This window comes from Kitasatospora sp. NBC_01560, from assembly GCF_045208415.1.
Classification (GTDB): Bacteria; Actinomycetota; Actinomycetes; order Streptomycetales; family Streptomycetaceae; genus Kitasatospora.
This window is the reverse complement of the sequence record NZ_CP109364.1, coordinates 4,408,119-4,426,928: the sequence shown is the minus strand read 5'-3', so window position 1 is coordinate 4,426,928 and position 18,810 is coordinate 4,408,119. Positions and strand designations below refer to the sequence as shown.

17 protein-coding genes are annotated in these 18,810 nt (G+C 73.2%); 13 read left to right on the top strand and 4 right to left on the bottom strand.

Annotated elements, in window-relative coordinates; translation table 11 throughout:
• Positions 1-89: 89 nt before the first annotated feature.
• Both OH807_RS19310 and OH807_RS19305 read right to left on the bottom strand, forming a co-directional pair.
• Complete coding sequence (locus OH807_RS19310; protein ID WP_406200396.1) at positions 90-761, bottom strand: heme oxygenase (biliverdin-producing); 672 nt, start codon at positions 759-761, stop codon at positions 90-92.
• A 197-nt stretch (positions 762-958) separates the two neighbouring features.
• Positions 959-1,450, bottom strand: coding sequence for an inorganic diphosphatase (locus OH807_RS19305; RefSeq protein ID WP_406200394.1), 492 nt, complete (start codon positions 1,448-1,450; stop codon positions 959-961).
• 76 nt (positions 1,451-1,526) lie between these two features.
• On the opposite strand from OH807_RS19305, the gene dacB reads away from it, so the two are divergent.
• From dacB to folE, 6 genes are all read left to right on the top strand, one after another.
• Positions 1,527-3,227, top strand: a complete 1,701-nt coding sequence (gene dacB / locus OH807_RS19300) for a D-alanyl-D-alanine carboxypeptidase/D-alanyl-D-alanine-endopeptidase (RefSeq protein ID WP_406200392.1) — start codon at positions 1,527-1,529, stop codon at positions 3,225-3,227.
• 142 nt (positions 3,228-3,369) lie between these two features.
• Positions 3,370-4,551, top strand: coding sequence for a zinc-dependent metalloprotease (locus OH807_RS19295; RefSeq protein ID WP_406200390.1), 1,182 nt, complete (start codon positions 3,370-3,372; stop codon positions 4,549-4,551).
• Positions 4,552-4,790: 239 nt separating this feature from the next.
• Positions 4,791-5,918: a tRNA lysidine(34) synthetase TilS gene (gene tilS, locus OH807_RS19290; protein WP_406200387.1), complete on the top strand. Its 1,128-nt coding sequence runs from the start codon at positions 4,791-4,793 to the stop codon at positions 5,916-5,918.
• A gap of 70 nt (positions 5,919-5,988) precedes the next feature.
• Positions 5,989-6,543, top strand: a complete 555-nt coding sequence (gene hpt / locus OH807_RS19285; RefSeq protein ID WP_030059589.1) for a hypoxanthine phosphoribosyltransferase — start codon at positions 5,989-5,991, stop codon at positions 6,541-6,543.
• A gap of 233 nt (positions 6,544-6,776) precedes the next feature.
• Entirely contained in the window at positions 6,777-8,828 is a 2,052-nt protein-coding gene (gene ftsH, locus OH807_RS19280; RefSeq protein ID WP_406200383.1) for an ATP-dependent zinc metalloprotease FtsH, read from the top strand.
• Positions 8,829-8,937: 109 nt separating this feature from the next.
• The gene (gene folE / locus OH807_RS19275; RefSeq protein WP_406200380.1) at positions 8,938-9,543 is read left to right on the top strand and encodes a GTP cyclohydrolase I FolE; all 606 of its coding nucleotides are present in this window, start codon (positions 8,938-8,940) and stop codon (positions 9,541-9,543) included.
• Between the two features lie 36 nt (positions 9,544-9,579).
• Here the strand turns inward: folE and OH807_RS19270 are convergent, their stop codons facing one another.
• A complete protein-coding gene (locus OH807_RS19270; RefSeq protein ID WP_406200377.1) occupies positions 9,580-10,368 on the bottom strand; it encodes a ferritin-like domain-containing protein in 789 nt (262 codons plus the stop codon).
• A gap of 137 nt (positions 10,369-10,505) precedes the next feature.
• On the bottom strand, positions 10,506-11,663 hold the full coding sequence (locus OH807_RS19265) for an alpha/beta hydrolase (RefSeq protein WP_406200375.1): 1,158 nt from the start codon (positions 11,661-11,663) through the stop codon (positions 10,506-10,508).
• A gap of 377 nt (positions 11,664-12,040) precedes the next feature.
• Between OH807_RS19265 and OH807_RS19260 the strand changes: the two genes are divergently transcribed.
• The 7 genes from OH807_RS19260 (at position 12,041) to OH807_RS19230 (ending at position 18,762) form a co-directional block, all read left to right on the top strand.
• Entirely contained in the window at positions 12,041-13,876 is a 1,836-nt protein-coding gene (locus OH807_RS19260) for a phosphatidylglycerol lysyltransferase domain-containing protein (RefSeq protein ID WP_406200373.1), read from the top strand.
• A 97-nt stretch (positions 13,877-13,973) separates the two neighbouring features.
• Positions 13,974-14,879, top strand: a complete 906-nt coding sequence (gene folP, locus OH807_RS19255; RefSeq protein WP_406200371.1) for a dihydropteroate synthase — start codon at positions 13,974-13,976, stop codon at positions 14,877-14,879.
• Between the two features lie 31 nt (positions 14,880-14,910).
• Positions 14,911-15,393 (top strand): nuclear transport factor 2 family protein, encoded by a 483-nt coding sequence (locus tag OH807_RS19250; protein WP_406200368.1) that lies wholly within the window; start codon positions 14,911-14,913, stop codon positions 15,391-15,393.
• A 245-nt stretch (positions 15,394-15,638) separates the two neighbouring features.
• Entirely contained in the window at positions 15,639-15,998 is a 360-nt protein-coding gene (gene folB, locus OH807_RS19245; RefSeq protein WP_406211075.1) for a dihydroneopterin aldolase, read from the top strand.
• Positions 15,999-16,105: 107 nt separating this feature from the next.
• On the top strand, positions 16,106-16,705 hold the full coding sequence (folK, locus tag OH807_RS19240; RefSeq protein WP_406200366.1) for a 2-amino-4-hydroxy-6-hydroxymethyldihydropteridine diphosphokinase: 600 nt from the start codon (positions 16,106-16,108) through the stop codon (positions 16,703-16,705).
• Between the two features lie 195 nt (positions 16,706-16,900).
• On the top strand, positions 16,901-17,389 hold the full coding sequence (locus tag OH807_RS19235; RefSeq protein WP_406200363.1) for a DUF3180 domain-containing protein: 489 nt from the start codon (positions 16,901-16,903) through the stop codon (positions 17,387-17,389).
• Between the two features lie 218 nt (positions 17,390-17,607).
• Positions 17,608-18,762, top strand: a complete 1,155-nt coding sequence (locus OH807_RS19230) for a hypothetical protein (protein ID WP_406200360.1) — start codon at positions 17,608-17,610, stop codon at positions 18,760-18,762.
• Positions 18,763-18,810 lie beyond the last annotated feature (48 nt).

Here is an 18,810-nt window from a genome sequence, read left to right as displayed (position 1 = left end):
GAACGCCCCGCCGCGTACGACGGCACCCACGCACGAACGCCCCGGGCAGGAACGTTCCTGCCCGGGGTGTGCGGCGTCGCGGCCGGGGCCTAGGCGCTGAGCGGGTACCGCGCGTCCAGGTCGTGGAAGATCGCGCCGTTGAGCACGAAGGCCCGCTTGCACTCCTCGACGACCCGGCGGCGCTCGATGTCGTCCAGTGCGAGCCCGGCGGCGTCCAGCTTGGCCCGGTAGTCACGCTTGAAGGCGGCCGGGTTGTCGACCTCCTCGAACACGTAGAACCGCACGCCGTCGCCCTTGCGCTCGAAGCCCCAGGTCTTCTCGGCGATGCCGCGGATGATCTGACCGCCCGACAGGTCGCCGAGGTAGCGGGTGTAGTGGTGCGCGACGTACCCGGCCGGCCACTCGGCCGCCAGCTCCTCCACTCGTGCCACGTACGCGGCGGTGGCGGGCAGCGGCGCCAGGCCCTCGCGCCAGCCGGGCCCGCGCAGGTGCTCCAGGTCGCGCTCGATGGCGGCGGTGCGCAGCAGGGCCCGGTCGATGAACGGCCCGGCCACCGGGTGCTCCGCCAGCGCGGCGGCCCGGCCCTCCAGGGCGCGGTAGACGTACCAGAGCTGGCCCGTGAGGTCGGCGTAGGCGTCGATCCCGAGCCGCCCTCCCAGCAGGTGGCTCATGAACGACGACTGCTCCGCCGCCTCGTGTTCCTCGCTGCTGGCGGTGCGGAGCACGGTGGAGAAGGGGACGGACTGCTCGGGCGTGGGCATGCGGCCTCCAGTGATCGGCATCGGCCCCGACTATTGTGGTTAGCCTAACCTAAGTAGTCGTCATGCCGACAGGGTGTCGGTAAAACGGCCCCCGGGAACGCCGAAGGCCGGGGTCGCGGACAACTCCGCGAACCCCGGCCTCCGACTGCCTCGACCTACCTCGAACTGCCCTGGGAGAACGAGATCGGTACGAGGACTCAGTGACCGCCCTGGTCCGCCAGTCGCTTGATCGACGCGGTGACCTCGGCCTCGGCCTCGGCGCGGCCGACCCAGTTGGCGCCCTCGACGGACTTGCCGGGCTCCAGGTCCTTGTAGACCTCGAAGAAGTGCTGGATCTCCAGACGGTCGAACTCCGACACGTGGTGGATGTCCTGCAGGTGCTCCCAGCGCGGGTCCGTCGCCGGGACGCAGAGCAGCTTGTCGTCGCCGCCGGCCTCGTCCGTCATCTTGAACATGCCGATGACGCGGCACTTGATCAGGCAACCGGGGAAGGTCGGCTCCTCCAGGATGACCAGCGCGTCCAGCGGGTCACCGTCGTCCGCGAGGGTGCCCTCGACGTAGCCGTAGTCGGCCGGGTAACGGGTCGAGGTGAACAGCATCCGGTCAAGGCGAAGCCGGCCGGTCTCGTGGTCGACCTCGTACTTGTTGCGCGAGCCCTTCGGGATCTCGATAAGGACGTCGAACTCCAACGGTTCCTCCAAGGTAGGGACTGACAGAATCCAAGTGTCTCCTACGGGAGTGAGTGCTCAGGAAAGGGGCCGGTCGGTGGGCGCAGGGGTCGGGGCGGGGCACCGCCGCAGGGGGACGACGGCGGGACTGTTCGGGGCGGCACTACTGGTCGCCGGCACCGTCCTGGCCTCGGGCGCCGGGGCGCACGCACAGCCCTCGCCCCCGCCCGGGGGGCACAGCTCCAGCGGCCACGGCGAGGACGACGACCGGGACGGCAGACGCGGCGGCAACGGCAACGGTGGTCACGGCAACGACAACGGCGGCGCCGGCGGCAACGGCCGGGGCAAGGGCCGCACCGGTGCCACCGGGACGCCCCGCCCGGCCGGCACCGGGCCGGTCGCGGCCGCCGCCACCACCGGTGCCACCGCCCCCGGCAGCACCGGCACCACCGCCTCCGGCACCCCGGCCGGCCCCGCCACGGGCACCCCGGCCCCGCCGGCCGGGGCCCGCCCGGCCCCCGCCGCCGGGGCGGTGCTCGCCGCCGCCGAAGCGGGCCCGAGCGCCGGTCTGCCCACCACCCAGGGCCTCCAGCAGGCGCTGGCCGCCGCGCTCGGCGACCGGAACCTGGGCACCGTCAGCTTCGCCGTCGCGGACGCCGCCGGTGGCCAACTCCTCTACGGTTCCGGGGAGAACACCCCGGCCACGCCCGCCTCCACCACCAAGCTGGCGACCTCGGTCGCGGCGCTCTCGCTGATCCCCGGCGACGCCCGGCTGACCACCCGGGTCGTCAAGGGTGCGAACCCGGGTGAGATCACCCTCGTGGGTGGCGGTGACCCGACCCTCACCGCGCTGCCCGCCGACCAGGTGCAGATCGCCGGCCTGCCCGCCGACGCCGACACCGCCCCCGCCTCGCTGGACGCGCTGGCCCGGCAGACCGCCACCGCGCTGAAGGCTGCCGGCACCACCACGGTGAAGCTCGACTACGACCTCTCGCTGTACTCCGGCAACCCGCAGCACAAGAACCACGACGCGGCCAACATCGCGCTGGTCACCCCGCTGATGGTGGACGAGGGCAAGGTCGACCCGAAGAGCCGCGAGGACGCGCCGCCCCGGGTCGCCGACCCGGCGGGAGCGGCCGCCGACGCCTTCGCGGCCCTGCTGAAGACCCAGGGCGTCACCGTCGACGGCCGCGCCCGGCCGTCCGCCGCGCCGGCCGCCGTCGGCGCCGCGGTGCTCGGCCGGGTGGACTCGCCCACCGTCGCCCGGCTGGTCGAACGGCTTCTGACCACCTCCGACAACACCCTCGCCGAGGCGATGGCCCGTCAGGTCGCCGTCGCCGCGCACCAGCCGGCCGGCTTCGAGGGCGCCGCGGCCGCCGTCGTCCAGGAACTGGCCCGGCTCGGCGTGCCGATGACCGGGGTGGTGCTCAATGACGGCAGCGGACTCCACCCGGGCAACGCGATCCCGCCGGCCGTCCTGGTCCGGCTGCTCGCGCTGGCCGCCTCGGAGCAGCACCCGACGCTGCGTCCGGTGCTCACCGGCCTCCCGGTCGCCGGTTTCAGCGGCACCCTCGGCAAGCGCTTCGGCAGCGGCTCCGGCGCGGACGGCGCGGCGGGGCTGGTGCGCGCCAAGACCGGCACCATCTCCGGCGTCAACACCCTGGCCGGCACGGTGGTGGACGCCGAGGGCCGGCTGCTGGTCTTCGCCGTGATGACCAGGACGCCCGCTCCCGCCGACACCGCCCGGGCGGCGATGGACCGCATCGTCGCCCGTCTCGCCGCCTGCGGCTGCCACTGACGGCGCCTCCGCCGCCCCCGGGCTCGCGGCCCGCCGGATCGGCCCGGGGCGGTGCCGCCACGGGGCCGCCCGGCCCGTCCGGGACGCAGGCGGTCGGTACGGGTGGCTCCCCCCGGTGGGCCGGAGCACGTACGGTGAGGGCATGACGAGCGCGAGCGGCGGTGCTGACATGGTCGACTGGAATCTCGCGGTCGCAACCGCGACCAGGCTGGTGCGGCCGGGGCCGGAAGTGAGCCGGGCCGAGGCGGCCGCCGTGGTGGCCGAACTGCGCAGGCACGCGCTGGAGGCCGAGGAGCACGTCCGGGCGTTCACCGGCATGCGCTCCAGCAGTCTCGCCGACGCCGTCGCGACCCCGGTGCTGGTCGTGGACCGCCCCGGCTGGGTGCGGGCCAACGTGGCGGGCTTCCGCACGATCGTCCAGCCGCTGGTGGAGAAGCTCCAGGCCCGGCGGTCGACCGGGCCGGCCGCCGGCGTGTTCGGCACGGTGGGGGAGAAGGCGACCGGGATCGAGGTCGGTGCCCTGCTGGCCTTCCTCTCCACCAAGGTGCTCGGGCAGTACGAGACCTTCGCCCCGGCCGAGCCCTCGCTGGAGGCGCCGGACAGCCCGGCCGCCCTGTTCGACAAGCCCCGGCTGGGCCCGGACGGCCCCGGCCCGGGCCGGCTGCTGCTGGTGGCGCCGAACATCGTCCACGTCGAGCGGGAGCTGGACGTCGACCCGGCCGACTTCCGGCTCTGGGTCTGCCTGCACGAGGAGACCCACCGCACCCAGTTCACCGCGGTGCCCTGGCTGCGCGACCACATCCAGTCCGAGGTGCAGTCCTTCCTCACCGAGACGGACGTCGACCCGGGCGCGCTGCTGGACCGGCTGCGGGACGCGGCGGGCACGCTCGGCGGCGGCCTGCCGGGCCTGGGCGGCCGCGGCGAGGCGGGCCAGGGGTCCACCGGCCTGATGGAGATCGTCCAGTCGCCCGCCCAGCGCGAGATCCTGGGCCGGCTGACGGCCGTGATGTCGCTGCTGGAGGGCCACGCGGACGTGGTGATGGACGGCGTCGGCCCGGCGGTGGTGCCGAGCGTGGCGGAGATCCGGGAGAAGTTCCAGCAGCGCCGGGACCGCGGCGCCAACCGGCTGGACCTCGTGCTGCGCCGGCTGCTCGGCATGGACGCCAAGCTCCGCCAGTACCAGGACGGCGCGGTCTTCGTGCGCGGTGTGGTGGAGCAGGTCGGCATGGAGGGGTTCAACCGGGTCTGGACGTCGCCGAACACCCTGCCGACCAAGGAGGAGATCCACGACCCGGCCGCCTGGGTCGCCCGGGTCGCGCGCTGAGCGGTCGCGGCCGGTCAAACCCGTTCGTACGAGTGGTCCAGTCGTGCAGATGGCGGGTGAAGATACGTTTCTCCATTCACCCGAACGTGGGACGGTGGTCGTACCGGTGGCGCGGGTGGCGTAGCGGGTGCCTCCTTTCTGCCACCATCTGTGAGCGCCCGGTAACACGGTGCTCACCATCGCGCGGTCCCCGCCGCGCCCTCCGCCGCCCTGTCCCCTCCGCCAAGGAGCCGTCCGCCGTGGGCCCACACCCCGCTGTCGCCGCGATACGCCTGGCCGTACGCCGCACGCTCACCGACCTCGCCGCCGAGGCCGGCACCACCTTCACCGCGCCCGTGCGCGAGCCCCGCGAGCGCCCGAGCGGGGCACCGCTGGTCGGCGCCGCCGTCGGGACGACCCTGATCGGCAACGCCCACCGCCACCCCTCCGGGCTGCCCCGCACCCCCGCCGCGCCCGGCTCGCCGCTGGTCCTGGTCGCCGTCAGCGGTGGCGCGGACTCCATGGCGCTGGCCATCGCGGCCGCCTTCGAGGCCCCCAAGATCGGCCTGCGGGTCGGCGCGGTCACGGTCGACCACGGCCTCCAGGACGGTTCCGCGGCCCGGGCCGCCCAGGTCGCCGAGCGGCTCGGCTCGCTCGGCCTCGACCCGGTCGAGGCCGTCCCCGTCCGGGTGGGCCGCGCGGGCGGCCCCGAGGCCGCCGCCCGGGACGCCCGCTACGCCGCCCTGGACGAGGCCGCCGAGCGCCTCGGTGCCGTCGCCGTCCTGCTCGGCCACACCCGCGACGACCAGGCCGAGACGGTGCTGCTGGGCCTGGCCCGCGGCTCCGGCGCCCGCTCGCTGGCCGGGATGCCGGCCCAGAAGGGCCGCTACCGCCGCCCGCTGCTGGAGCTGGACCGGGCCGCCACCCGGCAGGCCTGCTCCGCCCAGGCGATCCCGGTCTGGGACGACCCGCACAACTGCGATCCCGCCTTCACCCGCTCCCGGGTCCGCCACGAGGTGCTGCCGGTGCTGGAGAAGCACCTCGGCGGCGGCGTGGTCGAGGCGCTGGCCCGCACCGCCCGGCTCTTCCGGGACGACGCCGACGCCCTGGACCAGTGGGCCGCGCTGGCCGAGCGGGACCTCCGCACGGGCGAGGGCGCCCTGGACGTCGCGAAACTGGCCGAGCTGCCGCCCGCGGTGCGCCGCCGGGTGCTGCGCCGGGCCGCGCTGCGGGCGGGCTGCCCGGCCGGCGACCTCTTCGCGCGCCATCTCGAAACGATCGACCTGCTGGTCACCGGATGGCGCGGTCAGGGGCCGCTGCACCTACCCGGGGGCGTCGAAGCCACCCGCAGGTGTGGCACGCTGGTCTTTCGGCGGCAGGGCGACTGACGGGCAGGCATGACCCGGGGTGCCAGGGCGCCGGCCATCCATACCCCGAACGTTTGAGGACGTATCCCCGGTGGACCAGAACGACATGGGCGCTGACCTCGCGAAGGTGCTCATCAGCAAGGACGAGATCGACGCCAAGCTCCTGGAGCTGGCCGAGCGCATCGACCGGGACTACGCAGGCAAGGACCTGCTGATCGTCGGCGTCCTCAAGGGGGCCGTGATGGTCATGGCGGACCTCGCCCGGGCCCTGCACTCGCAGGTGACCATGGACTGGATGGCCGTCTCGTCCTACGGGATGGGCACCAAGTCCTCCGGCGTCGTCCGGATCCTCAAGGACCTCGACACCGACATCGCCGGCCGGGACGTCCTGATCGTCGAGGACATCATCGACTCCGGCCTGACGCTGTCCTGGCTGCTGGGCAACCTGGGCTCGCGCGGTCCGGCCTCGCTGGAGGTCTGCACCCTGCTGCGCAAGCCGGACGCGGCCAAGGTCGAGATCGACGTCAAGTACGTCGGTTTCGACATTCCCAACGAGTTCGTGGTCGGCTATGGCCTCGACTACGCGGAGAAGCTGCGTAATCTCCCCTTCATCGGCACTCTCGCGCCGCACGTCTACGGCGGCTGAGAGACACCGGGCCCCGTTCGGGCTACGGGCGGGAACAGTACGCCGTTCCCGCCCGTTGGAGCGGGGGAAATAACACGTCGTGTCGCCAGCGCTCCCGCCACCGGTGGGTGCGACTGCGGTACGGTCCAATAAAACCGCTCTTCACATGAGCACAGACCCGGATGCGCCGGCGGCCGAACGGCCCGCGGCGCCGTTGAGTGGCAGGAGGGACGGGGCGGCAACGCCCCGCATGGATGGACGTCAAGCGATACTTCCGTGCGCCGATCATGTGGATCGTGCTGGCCGTCCTCGCCGTCATCGTGCTGATGCAGGTCGTTTCTGACTCGAACGGCTACAAGACGGTGGACACCGGGCAGGTCGTCGCAGCGATCGATGCCAAGCAGGTCAAGTCGGCGCAGATCACCACCGGTGACTCGAACACGATCAAGATCCAGCTGAAGGACGGCGCCAAGCTGTCCGACGCCGGCACGGGCAAGCCCCCGTCCGGCAGCAAGTTCCAGGCCTCGTACATCGGCGACCAGGGTGTCGCGCTCGCCGACAAGCTGCAGGCGCAGATCAACGACAACGACCAGAGCACGCTCTCCGACGGCTACACCGTCAGCCCGGAGAAGCAGAGCACCTTCGTCAGCCTCCTGCTGTCGATGCTGCCCATCGTGATCATCGTGCTGGTCTTCCTCTTCCTGATGAACCAGATGCAGGGCGGCGGCTCGCGCGTCATGCAGTTCGGCAAGTCGAAGGCCAAGCTGCTCACCAAGGACACCCCGAAGACGACCTTCTCGGACGTCGCCGGGGCGGACGAGGCGGTCGAGGAGCTCCACGAGATCAAGGAGTTCCTGCAGGAGCCGGCCAAGTTCCAGGCCGTCGGCGCCAAGATCCCCAAGGGCGTGCTGCTGTACGGCCCGCCCGGGACCGGCAAGACCCTGCTGGCGCGTGCCGTCGCGGGCGAGGCCGGGGTGCCGTTCTACTCGATCTCCGGCTCGGACTTCGTCGAGATGTTCGTGGGTGTCGGCGCCAGCCGCGTCCGCGACCTCTTCGAGCAGGCCAAGGCGAACGCCCCGGCGATCGTCTTCGTCGACGAGATCGACGCCGTCGGCCGGCACCGCGGTGCGGGCCTCGGCGGCGGCCACGACGAGCGCGAGCAGACTCTCAACCAGCTGCTGGTCGAGATGGACGGCTTCGACGTCAAGGGCGGCGTGATCCTGATCGCCGCGACCAACCGCCCCGACATCCTGGACCCGGCGCTGCTGCGCCCGGGCCGCTTCGACCGGCAGATCGCGGTCGAGCGTCCCGACCTCCAGGGCCGTCTGGACATCCTCAAGGTGCACCAGAAGGGCAAGCCGGTCGCGCCGGACGTCGACCTCTCGGCCGTCGCCAAGCGCACCCCCGGCTTCACCGGTGCGGACCTGGCGAACGTCCTCAACGAGGCCGCTCTGCTGACCGCCCGCTCGGACAAGAAGCTGGTCGACAACGTCACGCTGGACGAGGCGATCGACCGCGTCGTGGCCGGACCGCAGAAGCGGACCCGGATCATGTCCGAGAAGGAGAAGAAGATCACCGCGTACCACGAGGGCGGCCACGCCCTGGTGGCGGCGGCGTGCCCCAACAGCGATCCGGTGCACAAGATCACGATCCTGTCCCGCGGGCGGGCGCTCGGCTACACCATGGTGCTGCCGGAGGAGGACAAGTACTCCACCACCCGCAACGAGATGCTCGACCAGCTGGCCTACATGCTGGGCGGGCGCGCGGCGGAGGAGCTGGTCTTCCACGACCCGACCACCGGCGCCTCGAACGACATCGAGAAGGCCACCGCCACCGCGCGGGCCATGGTCACCCAGTACGGCATGACCGAGCGCCTCGGCGCGATCAAGTTCGGCTCGGACAACGCGGAGCCGTTCCTCGGTCGTGAGATGGGCCACCAGCGCGACTACTCGGAAGAGGTCGCCGGGCTGGTCGACGAAGAGGTCAAGAAGCTCATCGAGAACGCGCACAACGAGGCCTGGGAGATCCTGGTCGAGAACCGCGACGTGCTCGACAACCTGGTCCTGGAGCTCCTGGAGAAGGAGACCCTCAACAAGGAGCAGATCGCCGAGATCTTCTCGACCATCGTCAAGCGCCCGGCCCGGCCGGCCTGGACGGGCTCGTCCCGCCGGACGCCGTCCACCCGCCCGCCGGTCCAGTCGCCCAAGGAGCTGGCGCTCACCAACGGCGCCGCCGCCACCGAGGCCGCCCCGGTCGACGTGGTGAAGCTCCCGCCGCTGCCGGTGGAGCCCCCCGCGGAGGGCTGATCCGGCTCCCGCACAGGACGGAATGGATGCCGCGTCACCAGGGTTTGTACCCTGGAGGCGCGGCATCCGTGCTGTTCAGCCAAGTCGTCCCCTAGTAAGCGAGGCCCGCATGATCGACCCGGTGACGCTCGACGGTCCGTCCACCGTCGGGACCTTCGACCAGAAGCGGGCCGAGAACGCCATCCGCGAGCTGCTGCTCGCCGTCGGCGAGGACCCGGACCGCGAGGGGCTGCTGGAGACGCCGGCCCGTGTGGCCCGGGCGTACAAGGAGATATTCGCGGGCCTGTGGCAGGAGCCCGAGGAGGTCCTCACCACCACCTTCGACCTCGGCCACGACGAGATGGTGCTGGTCAAGGACATCGAGCTGACCTCGGTCTGCGAGCACCACCTGGTGCCGTTCCGGGGCGTCGCGCACGTCGGGTACATCCCGTCGCCCAGCGGCAAGATCACCGGCCTGTCCAAGCTGGCCCGGCTGGTCGACGTCTACGCCCGCCGCCCGCAGGTGCAGGAGCGGCTCACCAGCCAGGTCGCGGACGCGCTGATGCGGATCCTCGAACCCCGCGGGGCGATCGTGGTCGTCGAGTGCGAGCACATGTGCATGTCGATGCGCGGCATCCGCAAGCCCGGTGCCAAGACCATCACCTCGTGCGTGCGCGGCCAGCTCCGGGACCCGGCCACCCGGGCCGAGGCGATGAGCCTCATCATCGGGCGGTAGGGCCTCCGGGCGGCTGCGGCCGGGCCCCGGCGGGCGTCAGAACACCTCACGTTCGGCGTGCGGCGGGGCCGGGGTGCCCAGCGCGTTGCGGCGCTCGGGCATCCGCAGCCGCACCATCCGCCGCCAGCCGAACGCTAGGTCGTACAGGTAGAGCGCGTGGACGCCCGCGGTGACCACGGCCAGCTGCCAGCGCGGCCACCGGAGGATCCGCGCCATCCGCGCGGTCACGGCGAGCCCGACGTCCCGATGGGTGCGGATCTCGCCGCGGGCGCTGGTCTCCAGGGTGTGCCGGATGAACGGCCCGTGGCCCTCGGCGGCGAGCCGGAGCAGCTCCTCGTGGCAGTAGGCGAGGTGGTTGTCCTCGTCGGCGGAGATCATCCGCATCGCCCGGCCCAGGTCGGGGTTGTCGCCGTAGACCTTGACCAGCTGGCGCATCTGCTCGGCCGCGCGCTGCTCGGTGACCCGGCTGTGCACCAGGTAGGTGATGATCTCGCGCTCGGCCAGCGGGACGTCGCTGTTCAGCCGCTCGTGCGAGAGCCCGACTCCCTGGCGCTCCAGCAGCATGCAGTAGTCGGCCTCGGCGGGGACGGCCACCTTGGGCAGGCCGCGCTTGTTGAGCAGCTGGGTGAAGATCCGGCCGTGCTTGCGTTCGTCGGCACCGTGCCGGGCGATCTTCGGGGCGAGGACGGGGTCCCGGGTGAGCGTGGTGATCCGCTCGTTCTCCCAGCCGCCCTGGTCCTCGCCGCCGGCGGCGATGCTGCAGAACAGCTGGTACGCCTCGTCGTTGCGGTAGATCTCGTCGAAGAGCGATCGGGTACTGAGCATGGGGCCTCCTGCCCGGAACCGGGACACCACCGGCCGATCGGCCGGGCGGTCGCGATACGTTCCCCCCGGGCGCCCGCCCGACCGCCCGACCGGCCGGTAGTCACCCGCCCGGCGGTGCCACCGGCCCGGCCGGGCGGTCAGGTCCAGGCGAGCCGGGCGCTCATCCACTCCAGGGCGGCCGGCAGCTCGCGCACCCAGCTGTCGAAGTTGTGGCCGCCGTCGTCCAGGTACAGCGACTCGACCTTGAACTGCGGGTTGGCCGCCGCGACCTGCTGGGCCAGCTCGACGAACTTCACCGTCTCCGGGTAGTCGGTCTCCTTGCGGGTGCTGATGACCAGCAGCGAGAGGTTCGGCGCCGGGAGGTTCTGCAGCCGCCAGGCGAGGTCGCTCTGGTCGGCCAGCGCCTTGTCGCCGCCGAAGAGGCTGCCGCCGGTGAACTGGTCCTCGGCCACCTTGAAGTCGCCGTGCATGCCCGTGCCGCTGCCGAAGACCTCGGGGAAGCGCATCGCCAGCCGCATCGCGCAGCTGCCGCCGGTGGAGAAGCCGAGCACGCCCCAGGAGGACGCCGAGCGGCTGACCCGGTACGTCTCGCGCAGCGCCTCGGGCACGTCCTTGGCGAACCAGGACTCGGTCCGCGGGCCGCCGGGGACGTCCACGCACTCGGTGTCGCGCGGCGGGGCGACGGTCGGCCGGGCCATCACGATGATCGCGGGCGCCATCTTCCCGGCCTTGCGCAGCTCCCACGCGGCCTGCGGGACGGGCAGGTCCTTCACCAGGTGCAGGGTGGTGCCGGGGAACCCGGAGATGGTGAGCAGCACCGGGAAGCGCACCGTGGCGAGCTTCGGGTCGAAGTACTCCGGCGGCAGGTAGACGAACAGCTGGTCGGAGAGGCCGGTCTCCCTGCCGGTGATCCGGACCGACTCCACCTTCCCGACCTCCTCCGGCGGACCCTTCGGCAGGTCCGTGACGCCCTCCAGGCCGCCCTCGTCGGTGGGCTGGACGAGCGCGTCGGAGACCGGGGTGCCGTGGTGGTTCTCGCTGCCGGCGAGCGCCAGCCGGGCGCCGCCCGGTTCGAGCAGGTCGTCCCAAGAGGTGTAGAAGCCGAAGGAGTTGTTGACGGAGAGGGCGAGCACCGCCAGCACCGAGATCTGGGTGACCGTCAGCAGGGCGACCCTGCCCAGGACCGGCAGCGGGCGCTGGCGGGCCAGCCGGGGCCAGAGCCAGAGCGTGGCGAGCAGCGCCGCCGCGCCGAGTGCGAGGAGTGAGTTCACCAGCGCGTCGCTGGTCAGTTCCATGCCGTCGGCCTTCCGCTGGGACGCTGTCGGAGCAGGCTTCATCGTCGGGCGGTCCGTCAGCCCGGGCCATCGCGGCTAGGCTGTCCGGGCACCGGGGGCGGGCCGCGCGGCCGGGGGTGAACCGACGCAACCGGCGCCCTAGAATGCGGCGTCCAACGTACGTACCGCGTATGCGGGGGTTCGTCGCGCCACGCGGCGCGGAGCCCCGGCTCCCACCCCTCGGCTCAACCGCAGCGCACGCCGACCACCCGGTTTACCTTCCGTTTCCGGATGTTTGGTATGCGCATTGCCTGATGAAGGAAAAGGCATGAAGGTCCATCACAAGTCCTCCCCCGGAGTGACAGGACTGCGCTCCGCAGCCTCTACGCTGAGCTTCCATGAGCGTTCCCGTGTCCGTTGAGCCGAGCCCCGAGCAGCCGCCCCGCCGCCGCGGCCTGCAGACGCTTCGTACCCAAGCGGCCGCTGTCCCGAGGGCCTGGCTCCCCGGCGCGGTCGGCTACGCCTGTCTGCTGATCGGCCTGGTCGACATCGCCAGCGCGGTGTTCCCCAAGCTCCGGCACACCAAGGTGCACGACCTCACCGGGCAGCTGCCCGGCGGCACCACCACGCTGGCCGCGGCCGGCACCCTGATGGTCGGCCTGCTGCTGGTGCTGCTCGCCCACGCCCTGCGGCGGCGCAAGCGGCGCGCCTGGCGGGCGGTCTGCGTCCTGCTGCCGGTCGGCGCGGCGCTGCACATCCTGCGCTGGCACCAGATCGGCCCGGCGGTCGTCTCGCTGGTCCTGTTCGCGGTGATGCTGGTGCACCGGCGCGAGTTCTACGCCAAGGCCGACCCGCGCACCCGCTGGCGTGCGGTGGTCAACCTGGTCGTGATGGGCACCATCAGCACGCTGCTCGGTCTGCTGATCGTCTCCGCCCGGGCCAAGTACGAGATCGGCGAGCCCGGCCTGATCCACCGGATCGAGCACGTCGGCTACGGCCTGTTCGGCTTCGAGGGCCCGGTCGGCTACACCTCGGACCGGGTCTCCGACCTCGTCGCCTACCTGCTCGGCGCGATGGGCCTGATCACCGCCTTCACCACCGCGTACCTGGCGCTGCGCCCGGAGAAGCCCAAGCCCGAGCTGACCGCCGAGGACGAGGAGAAGGTCCGCCTGCTGCTCGACCGGCACGGCGAGCGCGACTCTCTGGGCTACTTCGCGCTGCGCCGGGACAAGAGCGTGCTGTTCTCGCCCTCCGGCAAGGCGGCGATCTCCTACCGGGTGGTCTCCGGCGTGATGCTCGCCTCCGGCGACCCGGTCGGCGACGTCGAGGCCTGGCCGGGCGCGATCAAGGTCTTCATGGCCGAGGCGCGCGAGCATGCCTGGGTGCCGGCGGTGATGGGCTGCAGCGAGGTCGGCGGTGAGGTCTGGACCCGCGAGGCGGGGCTGGACGCGCTGGAGCTGGGCGACGAGGCGATCGTCGACACGAGCACCTTCTCGCTCTCCGGCCGCGCGATGCGCAACGTCCGGCAGATGGTCAAGCGGATCGAGCGCAACGGCTACTCCTGCCAGGTGCGCAAGGTCGCGGACCTCGACCCGGAGGAGAAGTACCGGATCGCCGACGCCGCCGCCCGCTGGCGCGGCACCGACACCGAGCGCGGCTTCTCGATGGCGCTGGGCCGCTTCGGCGACCCGGGTGACGACGCCTGTGTCGTGGTCACCGCCCACAAGGACCCGGAGGAGGGCGAGGAGGGCGACGACCTGAAGGCCGTGCTGCACTTCGTCCCGTGGGGGCCGGACGGCATCTCGCTGGAGCTGATGCGCCGCGACCGCGCCGCCGACCCGGGCCTGAACGAGCTGCTGATCGTGGCCGCGCTGCAGGCCGTGCCGGCGATGGGCATCCGCCGGGTCTCGCTCAACTTCGCGATGTTCCGCTCGGCGCTGGCGCGCGGTGAGCGGATCGGCGCCGGCCCGGTGCTCCGCGCCTGGCGCGGGCTGCTGGTCTTCCTCTCGCGGTGGTTCCAGATCGAGTCGCTGTACAAGTTCAACGCGAAGTTCCAGCCGGAGTGGGAGCCCCGGTTCCTGGTCTTCCCGAACACCCGCGACCTGCCCCGGATCGGCTTCGCCGCGATGCAGGCGGAGGCCTTCATCACGCTCGGGATGCCGCGCTTCGGCCGTAAGCCGCAGCGTGCCGGACTGATGCCGGCCCCGCGCCCGGAGGTCACCGAGGCCGCCTGAGCCTCGCCGCCCACCGGGGCCCCCTTCCACCCGTCGACGGGCGGAAGGGGGCCCCGCCGCGTACGCCGGGAGGGGGTCCGGTTCGATAATGGGGCTTATGAGCGATTCGCTGTCCTTCTCGCTGCCGGCCGGACTGCCGCGGCTCGACCGCTGCGCCGTGATGGGCGTGGTCAACGTGACCCCCGACTCCTTCTCGGACGGCGGGATGTGGCACGACCCCGCCCGTGCCATCGCGCACGGCCTCGCCCTCCGGGCCCGGGGCGCGGACCTCGTCGACGTCGGTGGCGAGTCCACCCGGCCCGGTTCGGCGCGGGTCCCCGAGGAGGAGGAGCTCGGCCGGGTCCTCCCGGTGGTCCGCGAGCTGGCCGACGCCGGCCTGGTGGTCTCCGTCGACACCATGCGGGCCGGCGTCGCCGAGCAGGCGGTGGCGGCCGGCGCCCGGATGATCAACGACGTCTCGGGCGGCCTGGCCGACCCGGCGATGGCCCGGGTGGTGGCCGAGACCGGCGCCCCGTTCGTGGTGATGCACTGGCGCGGCCAGTCCGTGGACATGGACCGGCTGGCGGTCTACCGCGACGTGGTCACCGACGTGGTCGGCGAGCTGACCGCCCGGGTGGACGCGCTGCTGGCGGCCGGGGTCAAGGAGGAGCAACTGATCCTGGACCCGGGGCTCGGCTTCGCCAAGACCCCCGAGCACAACTGGGCGCTGCTCGGCCGGCTCGACGCGCTCACCGCGCTGGGCCGTCCCGTCCTGGTGGCCGCATCGCGCAAGCGGTTCCTGGGTACGCTGCTCGCCGACCCGGAAACCGGGGAACTGCGCCCGGCCAGGGAACGCGACGACGCGACCGCCGCGGTGTCGGTCCTGTCGGCCCGGGCCGGTGCCTGGGCGGTGCGGGTGCACGACGTGGCCGGCACGGCGGATGCCGTCCGGGTGGTCGCGGCCTGGCAGCGCGCGGCCCGGTTGGGCCCCTCCTGCCCGACGGCGGGCAAGGAGGGCAGGTGAAACGGGAGGGTCTGTGGCAGGTGACGGCAGGGTGAGTGGCGAGACCGCGGGTCAGCGGGCCGGGGAGTCGGACCGGGAGGCCGTGCTGGAGGCCAACCGCGCGTTCTACGAGGCGCTGGAGAACGGCGATCTGGAAGCGGTCGAGGAGGCCTGGCTCGGGGCGGCGGAGGCCGATGACAAGGGCGGCGTGGTGTGTGTCCACCCCGGCTGGCCGGTGCTGCGCGGGCGGGCCCAGGTCACGCGCTCGTACATGTTGATCATGGCGAACACGGAGTACATCCAGTTCATCCTGACCGACGTCGAGGCCGAGGTGCACGGCGATGTGGCTCTTGTCACGTGCACCGAGAACATCCTTTCCGGCGGCGAGGCCGAGGAGGAGGGGGAGCTCGGACCACTGGTCGGCGGAAAGGTCGTCTCCAGCAATCTCTTCCGGCGTACCCCGGCCGGGTGGAAGCTCTGGTCGCACCACGGGTCACCCGTGCTGACCAGCGGTGACGACGAGGACGAGGACTGATCCCGGGACCGTCGGGAAATCCGTGCCCGACGGTCGCCCGGGAATTTCCGGCCGGTCACCGAACGTTCACGTCAATCGCCATTCCGGCGCGCGTGGCGACCGTTCGTGCCGGGTAGGACGGTCAGGCGTTGTCCGCGCTCGCAGGTAGATTCGAAGCGGAGTGGCGGGCGCGACGCCCGCCTCCGCCCTGCCCGCCCACCCCCGTCCGGGGCAGGGCCCGTCCGACTGGAGCAGTGATTCGTTTGCTGGACCGCGTCACCCTGCGGGGCCTGCGTGCCCGGGGCCACCACGGCGTCTTCGAGCGCGAGCGCGTCGAGGGCCAGACCTTCGTGGTGGACCTCGTGCTCTACCTGGACACCCGCCCCGCCGCGTCCGGCGACGACCTGACCCGTACGGCGCACTACGGCATCGTGGCCGAGGAGGTCACCGCGATCATCGCCGGGGAGCCCGTCGACCTGATCGAGACCCTCGCCCAGCGGATCGCCGACCAGTGCCTGAAGCACGACGCGGTGCAGGAGGTCGAGGTCACCGTGCACAAGCCGGACGCCCCGATCACCGTGCCGTTCGACGACGTGACCGTGACCATCCACCGGGGCCGCGCGTGACCTGCGCCGCGCGCCCCGTTCCAGCCGCCGAGCCTTTTCAGCCGTAGAGGAAATCCGATGAGCGAGCACCGCGAGCGAATCCCCGCCGGGCGGAACGAGGTGGGCGCATGAGCACCACCGACCCGACCGCCGCGCCGACCACGTTCGACCTGGAGGAGCGGGTGGACTCGGCCGACTCCACGCTGCACAGCCAGCGCTGCGCCGTGATCGCCCTCGGCTCCAACCTGGGCAACCGCCTGGACACCCTCCAGGGGGCCGTCGACGCCCTCGCCGACACCCCCGGGCTCCGGATCAAGGCCGTCTCCGCCGTCTACGAGACGGAGGCCGTCGGCGGCCCCGAGGAGCAGCCGAACTACTACAACGCCGTGGTCGTCCTGCGCACCTCGCTGCCCCCGCGCGACCTGCTGGAGCGCGGCAACGCGATCGAGGACGCCTTCGGCCGGGCCCGCACCGTCCGCTGGGGCCCGCGCACCCTGGACGTCGACATCCTCGCCTACGAGGGCGTCACCAGCGACGACCCGCAGCTGCTGCTGCCGCACCCGCGCTCCCACGAGCGGGCCTTCGTGCTCGCCCCCTGGCTGGACGCCCAGCCGGAGGCCGAGGTGCCCGGCCACGGCCGGGTCGCCACGCTGCTGCAGGACCTCGGCGGAGCGGACGCGCAGGGCGTCCGGCGCCGCGAGGACATCCGGCTGACGCTCCCGGAGTAGCCGGGCGGCCGGGCCGGGTGGCCGACGCGCCGCCGCGGCCGGGGAACTCGGGCGCGGGCCCGGCCGTACGAGTAGATGTCCGCCCCACGTGCACCGGTGCCCTCCGGGCCGGGCCCGGTACGGTGGCCGAGCGCCGCCGTCCCCCGAGCCCGGGGCGGCCGCCCGACTCTGGTACCCCGGAAGGACCATGTCCGAGTGAAGCTGCTCCGCCTCCGCCTGCTGGTCGGCATCATCGCCGTGACGACGGCGCTGTCCTGGGCCGGTGCCAAGCTCTGGGCCTCCCTGGACACCCTGCCGGCGGTGCCCGGCGCGGCGCCGGTGGTGCTGGCCGCGGTGGCGGTGATCCTGCTCGCCACGGCGATCTCGCTGCGCTCCCGGCTGAAGGCGGCGCGCGAGCGGCAGCCCGGGGCCAAGGGGGTCGACCCGCTCGGCGCGGCCCGCGCGGTGGTGCTGGGGCAGGCCAGCGCGCTGGTCGCGGCGGTGGTCACCGGCATCTACGCGGGCGCGGGGATCTACCTGCTGGGCGAGCTGGACGTGTCGGCCCGCCAGGACCAGGCCGTCACGGCCGGCTTCGCCGTCCTGGCCGGGGCCGCGGTGATCGCGGCGGCGCTCTGGCTGCAGCACGTCTGCAAGCTCCCGGAGGACCACGACGACCCGAGCGGGCCCGCCCCCACCCACCGCTGAGCAGGCGGGCCGGTGCGCGGCCGCCGGTGATCTTGGGTGAACGACCGGGTACGTGCGGTAAAGGTTGTGCAGTGTCAAGGGCCAAAGCCGACCCTGGGCTGACAGGGCCCCAATTCGCACGCTAGTTTCTTGGCATGTCTCGCGGACGCCATCGCCATTCCTCCGTCCTCGGCCGGGTCTTTCCCCCCACTGCCGCCGGTGTGCTCATCGTCGCCGCGGTGGCTGCGCTGCTCTTCAGTCAGGACACCATCCTGGTGCGCTCGGTGGGCGTGGCCGCGGTGCTCGCGGCGCTCGGCGTCGCGGTGCTGCTGCGCCAGCGCGACCGCGCCGCCCGGGCCGCGGCCGAGGTCTCCGTCGCCCAGCGGCTGCGGGCCGAGGAGCGCTTCGAGGAGCAGCTCGCCGAGGCCGAGTACGCCGCCGAGGTCGCCGAGGAGCGGGCCACCCGGTTCGGGCGGCGGCTGACGGCGGAGAAGTCGCGGCTGGCGAAGGCCGAGACGGAGATCGCCCGGCTGCTGCGCGAGCGGGCCGTCTCGGTCGCCGAGCAGGCGCTCAAGGAGGCCGAGGCCACGCAGCGCGCGCTGGCCGCGAGCCGCCCCAGGTACCCGGCCAGCCCGGCGGCGTTCGTCCGCGCCGCGGCCGTGCTGCGGCAGCTGGAGCGGCGGGCGGCCGTGCAGCAGGAGCAGCGGGAGCGGGCGGCCGCCGGTGCGGAGGTGGCGCTGCGGGCCCGTACGGTGCCGGCGGCGGTCCCCTCGCCCGCGCCGGTGCGCTCCGCCCCGAAGGTGTCCGGTGTGCCGGCCCCGGTGGCCCCCTCCGTTCCGGCTCCGGCGGTCTCCACGCCTGCTGCCCCGGCCCCTGCTGCCTCCGGCCCGGTGACCTCCGCCGCCGTGCCCGCCACCCCGGCGGTCCCCGGCCCTGCGGCGGCTCCGGCCGGCCCGGCGGCGCCCGCGGCTCCGGTGCGGCCGGTGCTGACCGCGACGGTGGGGCAGCTCGGCGGTGCCCAGGCGGCTCCGGTGCGGCCGGCCGAGCGTCAGCGGCCCCGCCCGGTGCAGGCCGGATCGGCGCGTGGGCAGGGCTTCAGCTTCTTCGGCCGCGGTACCGGTGCGGCCGCCCGCCCCGCGGCTCCGGCGCCGGCCGTGGGCAGCGTCGCGGAGCTGGGCGAGCGCACGGACCTCGCCGACGTGGTGGGGGACGAGGCGGTGGCCGCGCAGGCCGAGGCCGAGGCCCGGACCGAGGGCCGCCCGGCGGGCGAGCCGTCGGCCGTGACCGGGTCGGAGCCGGCCGCGGCGGTCCAGGCGCCGCCGAAGGTCGTCGACCTGACGCCGGACGACGAGACCGAACTGCTCCAGCTCCCGGAGCTGCGCGCCACGCGCTGAATCCGCGACGCGGCCCTCATCGGCGCGGGAAGTCGGCCCGGCCGACTT